This is a genomic window from Streptomyces niphimycinicus (genome assembly GCF_018883605.1).
GTDB lineage: Bacteria > Actinomycetota > Actinomycetes > Streptomycetales > Streptomycetaceae > Streptomyces > Streptomyces niphimycinicus.
The window spans coordinates 1-15,422 of record NZ_JAHLEM010000333.1 but is presented as its reverse complement, the minus strand read 5'-3'; the positions used below and the strand labels follow the sequence as shown (position 1 = coordinate 15,422).

Annotated in this window: 7 protein-coding genes; 4 read left to right on the top strand and 3 right to left on the bottom strand. The window is 70.1% G+C overall.

What is annotated here, in order from left to right; all coding sequences use genetic code 11:
- The 3 genes from dnaE to KN815_RS27635 form a co-directional block, all read right to left on the bottom strand.
- A partial coding sequence (gene dnaE, locus KN815_RS27645; protein WP_216344630.1) for a DNA polymerase III subunit alpha occupies positions 1-1,583 on the bottom strand: 1,583 nt, incomplete at its 3' end.
- Positions 1,584-1,595: 12 nt separating this feature from the next.
- A complete protein-coding gene (locus KN815_RS27640) occupies positions 1,596-2,183 on the bottom strand; it encodes a TetR/AcrR family transcriptional regulator (RefSeq protein WP_216344629.1) in 588 nt (195 codons plus the stop codon).
- A gap of 106 nt (positions 2,184-2,289) precedes the next feature.
- Positions 2,290-3,540, bottom strand: coding sequence for an MFS transporter (locus KN815_RS27635; RefSeq protein WP_216344628.1), 1,251 nt, complete (start codon positions 3,538-3,540; stop codon positions 2,290-2,292).
- Positions 3,541-3,678: 138 nt separating this feature from the next.
- Here KN815_RS27635 and KN815_RS27630 point away from each other — a divergent pair, with 138 nt between their 5' ends.
- The 4 genes from KN815_RS27630 to KN815_RS27615 all read left to right on the top strand — a co-directional run.
- Positions 3,679-4,608: a LysR family transcriptional regulator gene (locus KN815_RS27630; protein WP_216344627.1), complete on the top strand. Its 930-nt coding sequence runs from the start codon at positions 3,679-3,681 to the stop codon at positions 4,606-4,608.
- A gap of 166 nt (positions 4,609-4,774) precedes the next feature.
- Complete coding sequence (locus KN815_RS27625) at positions 4,775-5,236, top strand: hypothetical protein (RefSeq protein ID WP_216344626.1); 462 nt, start codon at positions 4,775-4,777, stop codon at positions 5,234-5,236.
- Positions 5,237-5,391: 155 nt separating this feature from the next.
- A complete protein-coding gene (locus tag KN815_RS27620; protein ID WP_216344625.1) occupies positions 5,392-10,077 on the top strand; it encodes a non-ribosomal peptide synthetase in 4,686 nt (1,561 codons plus the stop codon).
- Between the two features lie 134 nt (positions 10,078-10,211).
- Positions 10,212-15,422 (top strand): type I polyketide synthase (locus KN815_RS27615; protein ID WP_216344624.1); only part of this gene is annotated, 5,211 nt, incomplete at its 3' end.

Below are 15,422 nucleotides of genomic sequence, written 5' to 3'. Positions count from 1 at the left end.
CCCTCGACACCCTTGGCGGTGTCGATGACCTTCCGCGCATCCGGCTCGTTCTCGTACATCGCCCGCACCTCGCCCGCTTCGGAGTACCGCGGGTGTTCCGGGTCGGTGATGCCGGACAGCGGGATGCCCTTGCCACCGACGTCGGCGGGCATGGCCTTGGTGATGCGGTCGCCCATCGCGTACGGATAGCCCAGCACCCGGGCGGAGTCCTTGATGGCGTTCTTGGCCTTGATGGTGCCGTAGGTGCCGATCATGGCGACCTTGTCGGCGCCGTACTTCTCCGTCACATAGCGGATCACCTCGACCCGCCGGCGCTCGTCGAAGTCGATGTCGACGTCCGGCATGGAAACGCGCTCGGGGTTGAGGAACCGCTCGAAGATCAGCCCGTGCTCGACCGGGTCGAGGTCGGTGATGCCCATCGCGTACGAGACGATCGAACCCGCCGCCGAGCCGCGGCCCGGGCCGACCGCGATGCCCTGCTGTTTGGCCCACATGATGAAGTCGGCGACCACGAGGAAGTAGCCCGGGAACCCCATCTGGATGATGACGTCCATCTCGTACGCGGCCAGCTTCTGCCGGTCCTCCGGTACGCCATCCGGATAGCGCCGGGCCATCCCGCGCCGGACCTCCTCGCGGAACCAGGTGACCTCGGTGTGGCCGTCGGGCACATCGAACCGCGGCATGAGGTCGCGCTTGTCGAACATGCCGGTGGTGTCGATCTGCTCGGCGACCAGCAGGGTGTTGCGGCAGCCCTCCTGCCAGGCGTCGGAGGAGTCGATGGCGTACATCTCCTCGGCGGACTTGAGGTAGTAGCCGGTGCCGTCGAAGCGGAAGCGGTCCAGGTCGGAGAGGCTTTTGCCGGTCTGGATGCACAGCAGCGCATCATGTGCGGTGGCCTCGTCCGCGTAGGTGTAGTGCGAGTCGTTCGTCACCAGTGGCGGGATGCCCAGCTTCCGGCCGATCTCCAGCAGCCCGTCCCGGACCCGGCGCTCGATCTCGATGCCATGGTCCATCAGCTCCAGGAAGTAACGGTCCTTGCCGAAGATGTCCTGGTACTCGGAGGCGGCCTTCAGCGCCTCGTCGAACTGGCCCAGGCGCAGCCGGGTCTGGAGCTCACCGGACGGACAGCCGGTCGAGGCGATCAGCCCCTCGGCGTGCTCGGCGATGACCTCCTTGTCCATCCGCGGCCACTTCTGGAGCCAGCCCTGCGCATACGCGTCCGACGAAAGCCGGAACAGATGGTGCAGCCCGGTGGTGTCCGCCGCCCAGATCGTCTTGTGGGTGTAGCCGCCCGAGCCGGAGACGTCATCGCGCTTCTGGTGGGGCTGCCCCCACTGGATCTTGCGCTTGGTGCGCCGCGACTCCGGGGCGACATACGCCTCGATCCCGATGACCGGCGTCACGCCCGAGGCCGCGGCCTGCTGGAAGAAGTCGTACGCGCCGTGCAGATTGCCGTGGTCGGTCAGGGCGAGATGCGACATGCCCATCTCCTGGCAGGCCGCGAAGAGATCCTTCAGCCGGGCCGCGCCGTCCAGGAGCGAGTACTGCGTGTGCACATGCAGATGAGTGAAAGACGGTGCCATCCTTCCCCCGGATCAGGCGTCGGATTCGAGGGACTGGGCGATCCTCCGCAGGCCCGTGGCCACCTCCCGCGCCGAGGGGGCGCGCTCGGGGTCCACCAGCCACTGCTGGGTCAGCCCGGCGACCAGGGCCATGTGCACCGACCCGACCGCACGGGCCACCTCGCCCTCCGCCGCGCCGTCGATGCCGTGCAGCTCGGCCGCCAGTGCCGTACGGGACCGCTCGAACGCCTCGGCGAGCTGCTGCCGGACCTCGGCGGAACGTTCGGCCTGGGCGAGCGCCTCGGCGCCGGCCACCAGCAGCGGCCGGTGCGTCGTCTCGGACTCGACGATCCGGGCCCACATCGACTCCACTCGCGCCCCGGCCCCGGCCCCGGAGTCCGGAGCGGCCTCCGCCGACCCGGACCGCACCTTCTCGCTCCACTCGTCGAGCGATTCCAGGAGTGCCGCGTTGAGCAACCGCTCCTTCGAGCCGTAGTGGTAATTGATCGTGCCGAGCGGTGCGTTGGCGGCGGCGGCGATGTCACGCGAGGTCGTACGGGCGAATCCCCGCTCCTCCAGGCACCGCTTGGCCCCGGCCATCAACTGTTCCCGATGTCCCATGCCGACCACCCTACCCCCATCTTGAACGAACGTTCAGAACGATCGTTCAAGTCGCGTGTTCAGAATGTTCGGAACGGGCGCTCAGGACGGTCATGCGGACGGCGGGTCAGGTGTGGCTCGGCGCCGGTTCCTGCTCGGGGCGGGGCGCGTCGTGCTCGTGCCGGGGGAGGAGGAGCGGGGTCGCCAGGCTGAGGAGTCCGGCTATGGCGACCGCGATCCGGGGGCCGGTGACAGCGGCCAGCAGGCCCCACAGGGCGGTCAGGGTCGCGATGGTGGCCTTGCTGGAGACCGACCACGCGGAGAGGGTACGGGCGACCCGGTCCGCCGGGGTCCGGTCCAGCCGGTAGGTGGCGTACAGCGGGTTGAACACGCCCATGCAGCAGATCAGCCCCAGCTCGACCGCCATGACCAGCACCAGCCCCGCCGTACCGGGGCGGACGAAGGCCAACCCCGGCAACCAGCACGCCCGCAGCGCCCCCGAGATCAGCATGACCCGGTGCCGTCCGAACCGTGCCGCCAGCTTGGGAGCCAGCCGGGAGCCGATCAGACCGCCGGCACAGGGCAGGGTGAAGGCCATGGCGTACTGCCAGGGTGCGAACCCCAGGCTGCCCAGCATGAGGACGGCGAGCAGCGGCGCGGTCGCCATGATCAGCCCGCCCACCAGGACCTGGTTGAAGAACAGCGGACGCAGTGCCGGGTGGGTCAGAATGCACCGCCAGCCCTCCAGCAGCTCGCCGGCCCGCATCCGTGGCGGCGGGCCGGTGCGCGCGGGGCGTGGCTCCGTGCCGCCGATCGCGCGGATCCCCACCGCCGAGAGCAGAAAGCTGACCGCATTGGCCGCCACGGTCATCACCGGACCGAAGAGCCCGATCGCGGCCCCGCCGATCTGCGGTCCGAGCATGGTGGCGGTCCAGGCCGTGGACTCGAACCGCGCGTTCGCCACCAGCAGGTCCGCTCGCGGCACCAGCGCCTTCAGATACGCCCCACTGGCCGAGGTGAACGCGATGTCGGCAGCGGAGACGACGACCGAGACGACCACGAGCTGGGCGAAGGTGAGCCGGTCGAGCGAATACAGGACGGGGACGGTCATCAGGGCCGCGAACCGGACCATATCCATCGCGATCATCACCGGCCGCTTGCGGCGGAACTCCATCCACGGCCCGAGCGGCAGCGCCACCGCCGCGCCCACCGCGAGCCCCGCGGCCGCCAGCAGCGACACCTGGGCCGCCCCGGCATGGAGCACCATGATCGCGATCATCGGGAACGCGTCGAACGCGAGCCAGGTGCCGAACGCGCTGACCGCGTACGCCCCCCAGAGCCATCCGAACTGCCGCCCCAGCTTCCGCCTCGCCCCCATGTGCAGCGCACTCCTCCTCGCCGTCCCGCCCGAAAAACCTCATATGGAACGGGCGATATCCAAGCGAGCCGGGGCGGGCGGTTCAAACAACGCCCTCGACATGCCACAACCAGACGTTGTGCGACTAAGGTGGCCGACGTGGACCTCAAGGCCGTGCGCACCTTCGTCGCCGTCGCGGACACGGGCCAGTTCCAGGAGGCGGCCGCCGAGCTGTCCATCACCCAGCAGGCCGTCTCCAAGCGCATCGCCGCGCTGGAGAAGGAACTCGGGGTGCGGCTGTTCACCCGTACCGCGCGCGGAGCCCGGCTCACCATCGACGGGCAGGCGTTCCTGCCCCACGCCCGGGAGCTGCTACGGGCCGAGGAGCGGGCCGCCGCCTCCGTACGCCCCGGCCGCCGCGCACTGCGCGTCGACGTGATCGGGCGGCGGCTCGCACCGGCCGATCTGCTCCGCGGTTTCCACCGGGCGAACCCCGAAGTCGAACTCGATGTGGTGACGCTCTTCGACGCCGAAGCGGCCATCGCCGCCGTGCGTACCGGCACCATCGACGCGTCGTTCCGGGCGGTCACCGTGCCCGCCCGGCGGCTCCCCGGCGGTATCGAGGCCACCCGGGTCCACGACGAGCCCATCCAGCTCCTCACCGGACCGTCCCATGAGCTGGCCGCCGCCCGCGAGGTCACCCCCGCCGAACTGGCCGGGCACCGGATCTGGATGCCGGGCATCGTCCCCGGTACCGAATGGGCCGCCTACTACGACGACCTCGCCGCGGCGTTCGAGATCACCATCGACGCGATCGGCCCGTACTTCGGGCCCGAGCCGCTCCTGGACACGATCGCCGACTCCTCGACGCTGGCGACCTTCGTCGGCGAACGGACCCGCCTGGTCTGGCCCGCCGACTACGGGCTGCGGCGCATCGCGGTGCGCCACCCGACCCCGGTCTACCCGCATTCGCTGATCTGGCACCGCGACAACCCGCACCCCGCCCTCACCGCGCTCCGCGACCACCTCGTCGCCGCGCCGCCCGGCCACCGCGGCACCGACGCCTGGACGCCGAAATGGGCATGGTGACCGAAATCACCGCGTCGCCGCCGACGGGCGGATCATGCGGGCCGGTGAGTTCGCGCAGGTCGGCAACTCCCGCTATTTATTGCCGAAAAGGTGCGGGTTGACAGCGGATCAGCCAACGATCTAGGTTCACCTCAGGGGACTCGCTGGACGGCGAACGGGGGCTGTGGTGAGTGTTTTGGCGTTGCGCGCATCCGAAATCACCAGGATCGCGCGGCTGGTCGCGCGTGATGTCTTAATGGACCGATTGACCGACCGGTCGACCTCAGGAAATGCTGTCTTGGATCGCGAGGATCGCGAGGAAAGCGACATCTCACCGCAGCGTGGCGGATTTCGCGGTAATTCCCTGTCCGGCGCCGGCGTCACCGCCTGGCTGCCGCCTTATGAATCCGGTAAGAGCCTGGTGGGCACCGGTGCGCGGGCTGTCGCTCAACCGCCCGCCCGCTCGGCGGAGTTCGAGGTGCGCCGGATGCTCGCCTCGGATATCGACGCCGCTCACCCGGTGAGTTTCAGCCGACGGGCCGGCTTCTCCGGACTCCGGGTCCCTATGGGCCGCACGTCGAATACCGGCGCGGGCCGGGACCATGGTGTACCGATGCCGACTTGTGCACCGGTGCCGACTTCCCTTTAAACGGCGTCCGTTAAGCGGCGTCCACGCCATAGCTGGGCAAGCATCAGTGGCAGTATCAGCGAAATAATCGCGCAAAACCATTTCCATCAGTCGTCGGGGAAGGCTGTGTTGTGGGGCAATCAGGCGCGCCCAAATCCCAAGGTCTCAGCGCGGCCATGAGTAATCTCTTCGAGCGCACCAGGCGAAAGGAATCCACGGGTGTGGTGCCGGTCTCCAGGGACCGGGAGCTGAGAGCGTCATTCGCCCAGCGACGACTGTGGTTTCTGGACCAACTCGAGCCCGGCAACGCCTCGTACAACCTCCCCTTCGCGGTGCGGGTGCGCGGCCGCCTGGACGTCACTCATCTCTCCCGGGCCCTTTCGCTGGTGGTCGCCCGGCACGAGGCGCTGCGCACCACCTTCACCGAGACCGGCGGTCAACCGGTGCAGTCGGTCCAGCCCCCCGCCCCCGTCCCGGTGCGGGTCGAATCGGTGCCCGACGGCCCGGAGGAGGAGCGGCTCGCCGCGGTCCGGAAATTGGCCGGAGCGGAGATCACCGAGCCCTTCGACCTGAGTACCGGCCCCTTGCTGCGGGCCAAGGCGCTGCGGCTGGACGAACAGGACCACGTCCTGTTGCTGACGGTGCACCATGTGGCCACGGACGCCTGGTCGCAGGGCATTCTGGTGGGTGAGCTGTCGGCCGCGTACGAGGCGCTGGAGGCCGGGCGGGAGCCCGTACTGCCGCCGCTGCCCGTGCAGTACGCCGACTACGCGGAGTGGGAGCGCGACTGGCTGTCGGGTCCCACCCTGCGCCGCCAGTTGGACTACTGGACGAAGCGGCTCGACGGCATGGCACCCGCGCTGGAGCTGCCCACCGACCGGCCCAGGCCCTCGGTCGCCCGCCAGGAAGGCGACGCGGTGCGCTGGGAGCTGCCCGCCGAACTGATCCAGGCCGCCCGCCGGCTGGGCGCCGGTGAGAACGCGACCCTCTACATGACCTTGCTGGCCGCCTTCCAACTGGTCCTGGGCCGGTATGTGGACAGCGACGACATCACGGTGGGCACCCCCGTGGCCAACCGGGGGCGCGCCGAGGTCGAGGGCCTCATCGGGTTCTTCGTCAATACCGTGGTGCTGCGGACCGACCTGTCCGGCGACCCCACCTTCCGCCAACTGCTGGCACGGGTCCGGGACATGGCGGCCGGTGCCTTCGCCCATGGCGACCTGCCCTTCGAGTATCTGGTGGAGCAGGTGCACCCCGAGCGGGACCTGTCCCGGAACCCGCTGGTACAGGTGCTCTTCCAGATGATCAACGTGCCGGGGGAGCGGCTCGCCCTGCCCGGCGCGGAGACCGAGCCCTACGACCACGGCCGGATCCTCACGCGCATGGACCTGGAGGTCCATCTCGTCGAAACCGAGGACGGGGTGCTCGGTCATATCGTCTTCAGCAAGGCCCTGTTCGACAGGAGCACCGTCGAACGGCTGCTGCACCATGTCACCGTCGTCCTGCGAGGTGTTCTGGCCGGGCCGGACCGGCCCCTCTCGGAGATCTCCCCGCTCGACGACGCCGAGCGGGCGAAGGTCCTGGCGGAGTTCAACCACACCACGGGCCCCGTACCGGCCGGATCGCTGCCCGCGCTCTTCACCGCCCAGGCCGAGCGCCGCCCCGGCGCGGTGGCCGTGATCAGCGGTGGCGACCGCATCACCTACGCCGAACTGGACCAGCGGTCGAACCAGCTCGCCCACCTGCTGGAGAGCCGGGGGATCGGCCCCGAGACCCTGGTCGGGCTGTGTGTCGACCGCGGCGCCGAGATGATCGTGGCGATTCTCGCGATCCTCAAGCTCGGCGCGGCCTATGTGCCGATCGACCCCAACCACCCCCGGGACCGTATCCAGTTCGTACTGGCCGACGCCGGGGTGACCGTCGCCATCACCCAGCAGCGCTTCACCAGCCTGCTCGAAAAGCCCGCCGAAACGGAGGCCGGGACGGCCGGGATCCGGCTCATCCTGCTCGACGCCGAGCGCGAATCGCTCACCAGCCGGCCCCTGACCCCGCCCACGGCACGGCCCAGCGCCCAGAACCTCGCCTATGTCATCTACACCTCCGGCTCCACCGGAGTCCCCAAGGGCATCCTCATGCCCGCCTCCTGCGTGCTCAACCTGGTGGCCTGGCAGAAGCAGGCCCTGCCGATCGGCCCCGACGCCAAGACGGCCCAGTTCGCCACGCTGACCTTCGACATCTCGCTCCAGGAGATCTTCTCGGCGCTGCTGTACGGCGAGACGATCGTCATCCCCGGCGAAGAACTGCGCATGGATCCCGTCGAGTTCGCCCGATGGATCCACGCCCACGAGATCGACCAGCTCTTCGTCCCGAATGTGATGCTGCGGGCGATCTCCGAGGAAGTGGATCCGCACGGCACCGAGCTGGCCGCGCTGCGCCATCTCTCCCAGGCCGGTGAACCCCTCTCCCTCCACCACGATCTGCGCGAGCTGTGCGCCCGCCGCCCCGAGCTGCGGCTGCACAACCACTACGGTCCCAGCGAAGCCCATGTGGTGACCTCGTACTCGCTCCCCGCCGAGGTGGCCGAGTGGCCGCTCACCGCCCCCATCGGCCGCCCGATCGGCAACACGCGGGTGTATGTCGTCGACCGGCGGCTCCGGCCCGTCCCCGTGGGGGTGCCCGGAGAGCTGTGCGTGGCCGGAGCGGGCCTGGCCAGGGGCTATCTCGGCCGCCCGGATCTGACCGCCTCCCGGTTCGTGGCGAACCCGTTCCACGGCGACGGATCGCGGATGTACCGCTCCGGCGACCTGGTGCGCTGGCTGCCCGACGGCAACCTGGAATACCTCGGCCGGATCGACGACCAGGTGAAGATCCGTGGCTTCCGGATCGAACCGGGCGAGATCGAGGCGATCCTCGCCAGGCACCAGGATGTGCTGCACACGGCCGTGCTGGTGCGTGAGGACACCCCGGGGGACAAGCGGCTGGTGGCCTATGTGGTGGCCGATGCCACCGCCGCGGACCGGCATGACCCGCACGGCGGGCACGACCGGCATGACCCGCACGGCGGGCACGACCGGTTGACCGAAACCCTGCGCCGGCACGTCGAGTCCGCGGTGCCCGAATACATGGTGCCCTCCGCCTTCGTCCTGCTGGACACCATGCCCCTGACCTCCGGCGGCAAGATCGACCGGAAGGCGCTGCCCGCCCCCGACCTGCGCACCGTGCTCGAGGTCGGCTACGTCGCCCCCCGCACCCCCCAGGAAGAGGCCGTCTGCCGGGTCTACGCGGATCTGCTCGGCGCCACCAGGGTCGGTATCGACGACGACTTCTTCGCCCTGGGCGGCCATTCCCTCATCGCCACCCGGGTGGTCGCCAGGCTCCGGACCGCCCTTGGCATCGACGTACCGCTGAAGACCGTGTTCCAGCAGCGCACCCCCAGGGAACTGGCGGCCACGCTCAGCGCCGCGGCCCGGTCCGTTCCCGAGCCGGAATTGCCGCCGCTGGTCTCCACCACGCGGCGCGATCAGCCCGTTCCCCTCACCTTCGCCCAGCAGCAGACGGACCTCTTCTTCGGCGATGTCCTCGACGCCGGGCACTGGAACATCCCCATGGCCGTACGAGTCTCGGGCGAACTGGACCTCGACTGCCTGCGGCGGGCGATGGACCTGCTGATCGACCGGCACGAGGCCCTGCGCACCACCTTCGTCAGGGAAGCCGACGGATACGTCCAGGTGATCCGGCCGCAGGTGCCGGTCCAGGTGGAGGTGGCCGAGGCGGACGACGAGGCCGAAGCCTCCGTACTGGCCGGACAGGAGGCGGCACGGCCCTTCGACCTCACGAGCGGCCCACTGGCGAGGCTGCGCGTGCTGCGTCTGGCCGAGCTCGACCATGTGCTGGTGCTCACCCTGCACCATCTGGTCACCGACGGCTGGTCCCAAGGCGTGCTGGTCCGCGATCTGTCCCTCGTGTACTCGGCCCTGCTGCGCGGCGCCGAACCCGAGCTGCCACCCGTGCCCGTCCAGTACGCCGATGTCGCGAACTGGGAGCGCGAGTGGCTGCGCGGGGATCTGCTGCGACGCCAACTCGACTACTGGCAGCGGCACTTCGACGGAATGACACCAGCCGAACTGCCCACCGACCGGCCCCGCGCCACGTCGGCCCGCTACGAGAGCGGCATCTACCACTGGCGGCTGCCGAAGGACGCCGTGGAGGCGGCCCGGCGGCTGGGCGAATCGTCCAGCGCCACCTTGTACATGACGCTGCTGACCGCGCTGAAGGTGGTCATGTCCGCCCGCTCGGACAACCAGGACGTCCTCGTCGGCGTGCCCATGGCCAACCGTGGCCGGGACGAACTGGAGAACGTGGTGGGCCTCGTCTCCAAGATGCTGGCACTGCGCACCGAGGTCCCCGGCGCCACGGACTTCGGCACACTGCTGGCCACGGTGCGCGATGCGATGTCCGACGCCTTTACCCACCAGGACGTGCCGTTCGTCTCCGTACTCAAGCACTCGGACGAACTCACCGGTGGCCGCGCCGGGACGCGGCTCTCGGACGATCCGCCGGTAAAGGTGATCTTCCAGATCGTCAACACCCCACAGCGGCCCCTCAAGCTCACCGGGCTGACCGCCGAGCCGTTCCTGATGACCCACCCACCGGTGACCGTCAACGTGGACATGGAGATCGACCTGTACGAGAACGCGGAGGACGGCGGCCTCGCCGGCACCGTGCTGTTCAGCACGTCCCTCTTCGACCGTGCCACGATCGAGCGGTTCTGCGATGACGTGGTGGCGGTGGTCTCCACGGCCGCCGCGGACCCCGGACGGTCGGTCTCGCAGGTCTGGCAGGTCCGAGGTCGCGATCAGTGAACGACGACCCCGAAGCCGGTTCCGCGAGCGACCCCGCGGGTGAAAGCGGCCCCCTGGGCGGGAGCGGCCCCGCAGGTGATCCGGCGAACGGTCCGGCAGACCGTCCCGCAGACGATTCCGCCCCGAGGAACAGCATGGAACCGGACGAGGCCATCGCCGTTGTCGGAATGTCCTGCCGCTTTCCGCAGGCACCCGACCCCGAGGCGTTCTGGCGGCTGCTGAGCGAGGGCGTCTCGGCGATCAGCGAGGTGCCCACCGGACGGTGGACCGACGACCCGTCCATGCCGCCCGCCATCCGCCACGGCGGCTTCATCGACGACGTCGACCGTTTCGACCCCGCGTTCTTCGGCATCTCGCCACGCGAAGCCGTGACGATGGACCCCCAGCAGCGGCTGATCCTGGAGCTGGGCTGGGAAGGGCTGGAGGACGCGGGCATCGTGCCCGCCACCCTGCGGGGAGCCACCGTCGGCGCGTTCATCGGCGCCGGGTCCGCCGACTACGCCTCGCTGATCAGCGCCCGCGGCCGCTCGCACCACACACTGACCGGCACCCAGCGCGCCATGATCGCGAACCGGCTCTCCCATGTTCTCGGCCTGAGCGGTCCGAGCGTGACTGTGGACGCGGCCCAGGCATCCTCCCTGGTCGCGGTGCATATGGCCGTGGAGAGTCTGCGTCGCGGCGAGTCGCGGCTCGCGCTTGCGGGCGGGGTGAACCTGAACCTCTCCGCGGAAACCGCCGCCGATATCGCCGCGTTCGGCGCCCTCTCCCCGGACGGCCGCTGCTTCACCTTCGACGCCCGCGCCAATGGCTATGTGCGCGGCGAGGGCGGTGGCATCGTCGTCCTGAAACCGCTGTCCGACGCCCTCGCCGACGGCGACACCGTCTACTGCGTGATCGAGGGCAGCGCGGTCAACAACGACGGCGGCGGTACGTCGCTCACCGCCCCCGACCCCCGCGGTCAGCAAGAGGTGCTCCGGCTGGCCCAGCGGCGGGCCGCGGTCTCACCCGGCTCCGTGCAGTACGTGGAACTCCACGGCACCGGAACGGCGCTCGGCGACCCGGTCGAGGCGGCGGCCCTGGGCGCCGTCTTCGGCCGGACCGGGACGGGACCGGTGCGGCTGGGTTCGGTGAAGACCAACATCGGCCACCTCGAAGCCGCCGCCGGTATCGCCGGACTGCTGAAGACGGCACTGGCCATCCACCACCGTCAGCTCCCGGCCAGCCTCCATCACCACACGCCCAATCCCCGCATCCCCCTGGGCGAGCTCAACCTGGAAATGCGCCTGGCACCGGGGGAGTGGCCGCAGGCGGACCAGCGCCTGATCGCCGGCGTCAGCTCGTTCGGGATGGGCGGCACCAACTGCCATGTGGTGCTTGCCGAACCACCCGCCCAGGCTCCCTCCCACGCCTCCGCACACCCGAAGCCCGGGGCCCTCCCGAGCCCGAACCCCCTTCCTGTCTCCGTACCGGTCCCGCTTGTGCTGTCGGCGACGACCGCGGCCGCGCTCCGGGGCCAGGCGATGCGGCTACGGCCGTATCTGGAGCGGTCGCCGAACCTCACTGACCTCGCCTTCTCCCTCGCCACCACCCGGACCACCTTCGAACACCGCGCGGTGCTCATCGCCGGAGCGGCCACCGACGCGGCACCCGGCCTGGCTGCGCTCGCCCAAGGCGGCACGGCTCCGACTCCCGGCCTGGTGACCGGCACGGCAAGGGCGGGAAGGCTGGCCTTCGCCTTCGCCGGCCAGGGATCCCAGCGTCTCGGCATGGGGCGCGAACTCAGCGCCGCCTTCCCCGTGTTCGCCGACGCTCTCGACGCCGTGTGCACGGCGCTGGACGCACACCTCGACCGGCCACTTCGGGACGTCATCCACGGTGACGACGCCGAGCTGCTCGACCAGACGGTGTACACCCAGGCCGGACTCTTCGCGGTGGAGGTGGCGCTCTTCCGGCTGCTCGAGGACTTCGGGCTCGTACCCGACGTGCTGATCGGCCACTCCCTCGGCGAAGTGAGCGCCGCCCATGTCGCCGGTGTGCTGTCGCTGGCGGACGCCGCCACCTTCGTCGCCGCCCGGGGGCGGCTGATGCAGACCGTGGCGGAACCGGGCGCGATGGTCCTGCTCGAAGCGGGCGAGGAAGAGGTCACCCGGACGCTCAAGACGGGCGAGGCAGCGGACGACAGCGCCCGGATCTGCGTGGCGGCGGTCAACGGACCGGCCGCAACGGTGATCTCGGGGGATGAGCGGGCCGTACTCGACCTCGCGGCGGAGTGGACCCACCGCGGACGCAGAACCAAGCGGCTCCGGACCAGCCACGCCTTCCATTCGCCGCATCTGGACCCCGTCCTCGACGAGCTTCGTCACATCGCCGAGAGCCTCACCTACCGGCCGCCGCGAATACCGCTCATATCGAATGTGACCGGCAGCCGGGCCATGGCGGAAGAGCTGTGTTCCCCGGAGTACTGGGTGCGGCATGTGCGCCGGACCGTACGGTTCCTGGACGGCATCCGGGCGCTGGAAGGCGAAGGCGTCACCACCATCGTGGAGCTGGGCCCGGACAAGGCGCTCACCACCCTGGCCCGCGACTGCCTGACCAGGCCAGGGACCCTGGTGGGCACGCTCCGCCGCGACCGGTCCGAGCCACTGGCCCTGCTCACCGCGCTGGCCGAGCTGTATGCCTCGGGCACCGAGGTGGTATGGGACCCGCTGGTGTCCGGTGGGCGGCGGATTCCGCTGCCCACGTACGCCTTCCAGCGGCAGTCGTACTGGATTTCCGAGTCCGGCGCCGGGGGCGGGGCCACGCCCGGACCTGCGGTCGGCTCCGAGCCTGAGGACACTTCCGGATCTGAGGGTTCGGACCTGGGCCGGAGCGGTGGCGAGGTGCTCGGCATGGTCCGGGCGCACGCGGCCGTCGTGCTCGGGTACGAGTCGGTGGCGGCCATCGGCGCCGAGCGAACCTTCAAGCAACTGGGGTTCGACTCGATCACCGCCGTCGAGCTGTGCGAACGGCTCGGCGAGGCGACCGCCCTCCCTCTGCCCAGCACCCTGTTGTTCGACTATCCGACGCCCGCCGCACTCGCCGAGCATCTGCACCACAGGCTCCACGGCGGGGTGGATGAGCGGACCGTGCCCGCGACGCAGCCGACACCCGACAGCGGCGATCCGGTGGTGATCGTCGGGATGGGCTGCCGGTTCCCCGGCCGGGTGCACTCGCCGGAGGATCTCTGGCGGATCGTGGCCGACGGTGAAGACGCCATCTCCGGCTTTCCGTCCGACCGGGGCTGGGACCTCGATGGCCTCTACCATCCCGACCCCGACCACCCCGGTACCTCATACGCACGCGACGGCGGATTCCTGTACGACGCCGCCGAGTTCGACGCGGGGTTCTTCGGCATCTCCCCGCGCGAGGCCGCGGCGATGGACCCGCAGCAGCGGCTGCTGCTGGAGACGGCGTGGGAGGCGTTGGAACAGGCGGGGATTCCCGCGGGGCACCTCAAGGGCAGTGGCACAGGTGTGTTCATCGGAGCCTCGTCGGCGGGCTACGCGGCGGATGCCGGAGCGGCGGCCGAGGGCTATCGGCTGACCGGCACCGCGGCGAGCGTGGCCTCGGGCCGGGTGTCGTACACCCTGGGCCTCGAGGGTCCGGCGGTCACCGTGGACACGGCCTGCTCATCGTCGCTGGTGGCATTGCATCTGGCAGTGCAGTCGCTGAGGGCGGGCGAATGCTCGCTGGCCCTGGCGGGCGGCGTGACGGTGATGGCCACCCCGGCGATGTTCGTGGAGTTCTCCCGTCAGCGGGGGCTGGCAGCGGACGGGCGATGCAAGGCGTTCGCTGCGGCGGCGGACGGCACAGGGTGGGCCGAAGGCGTCGGGATGCTGGTGGTCGAGCGGCTGTCCGACGCCGAGCGCAATGGGCATCGGGTGTTGGCGGTGGTGCGGGGTTCTGCGGTGAATCAGGATGGTGCGTCGAATGGGTTGACGGCGCCGAATGGTCCGTCGCAGCAGCGGGTGATTCGCCGGGCGCTGGCCGGCGCGGGGCTTGTGGCGTCGGATGTGGACGCCGTGGAGGCGCACGGTACGGGGACGACGCTGGGTGATCCGATCGAGGCGCAGGCGTTGTTGGCCACGTACGGTCAGGACCGGGATCCGGAGCGGCCGTTGCTGCTGGGTTCGGTGAAGTCCAACATCGGTCATACACAGGCAGCGGCGGGTGTGGCCGGTGTGATCAAGATGGTGATGGCGATCCGGCATGCCGCATTGCCCAAGACGCTGCACGTGGATGCGCCGTCGCCACACGTCGACTGGTCCGGCGGCCGGGTCGAGCTGCTCACCGAGGCAATGCCGTGGCCCACCACCGACGGTCCTCGCCGAGCGGGCGTCTCGTCGTTCGGGGTGAGTGGCACCAACGCGCACGTCATCCTGGAGCAAGCCCCGGAGACGGCCCGGCCGACCGATCGCATCGGGGAAGGTGGCCCCGAAGCCACCGCGCTCGCCTGGGTGTTGTCGGGTCAGGGCGAGGCGGGGCTACGGGCGCAGGCCGAGCGGCTCCGCGCCTTCCTGGCGCGCGGCCCCCGTCCCACCCCGGCAGAAGTGGGCTGGTCGCTGGCATCGACGCGTACGACGTTGTCGCACCGCGCGGTGGTCGTGGGCGCTGACCGCGACGAGTTGCTGCGCGGTGTGGACGCGGTGGCGGACGGGATGGCCGCGCCCGGAGTGGTACGGGGCACCGGGGCATCCGGAGACGTGGTGTTCGTCTTCCCGGGGCAGGGGTCGCAGTGGGTCGGGATGGCGTTGGAGTTGCTGGAGTCTTCGGCGGTGTTCGCGCGGCGGATGCGTGAGTGTGCGGATGCGTTGGGTCCGTTGGTGGAGTGGTCGTTGTGGGATGTGCTGGGTGATGAGGTGGTGTTGGGGCGGGTGGATGTGGTGCAGCCGGTGTTGTGGGCGGTGATGGTGTCGTTGGCGGAGTTGTGGCGTTCGTTTGGTGTGGTGCCGTTGGCGGTGGTGGGTCATTCGCAGGGTGAGATCGCGGCGGCGTGTGTGGCGGGTGGTTTGTCGCTGGCGGATGGCGCGCGGGTGGTGGTGCTGAGGAGCAAGGCGTTGCTGGCGCTGTCGGGTCGGGGTGGGATGGTGTCCGTCCCGGTGCCTGCTGACCGGCTGCGGGATCGTCCGGGGTTGTCGGTGGCGGCGGTGAATGGTCCGGCGTCCACGGTGGTGTCGGGTGCGGTCGACGTGCTGGATGCGGTGCTGGCGGAGTTCTCGGAGGCCAAGCGGATCCCGGTGGACTATGCCTCGCACTCGCCACAGGTGGAGGAGATCCAGGAAGAACTGGCCCAGGCTCTGGTGGGC

Coding starts and splice junctions, on each gene's coding strand:
- KN815_RS27640 (WP_216344629.1), bottom strand. CDS start 2,183: ATGGGACATCGGGAACAGTTGATGGCCGGGGCCAAGCGGTGCCTGGAG.
- KN815_RS27635 (WP_216344628.1), bottom strand. CDS start 3,540: ATGGGGGCGAGGCGGAAGCTGGGGCGGCAGTTCGGATGGCTCTGGGGG.
- KN815_RS27620 (WP_216344625.1), top strand. CDS start 5,392: ATGAGTAATCTCTTCGAGCGCACCAGGCGAAAGGAATCCACGGGTGTG.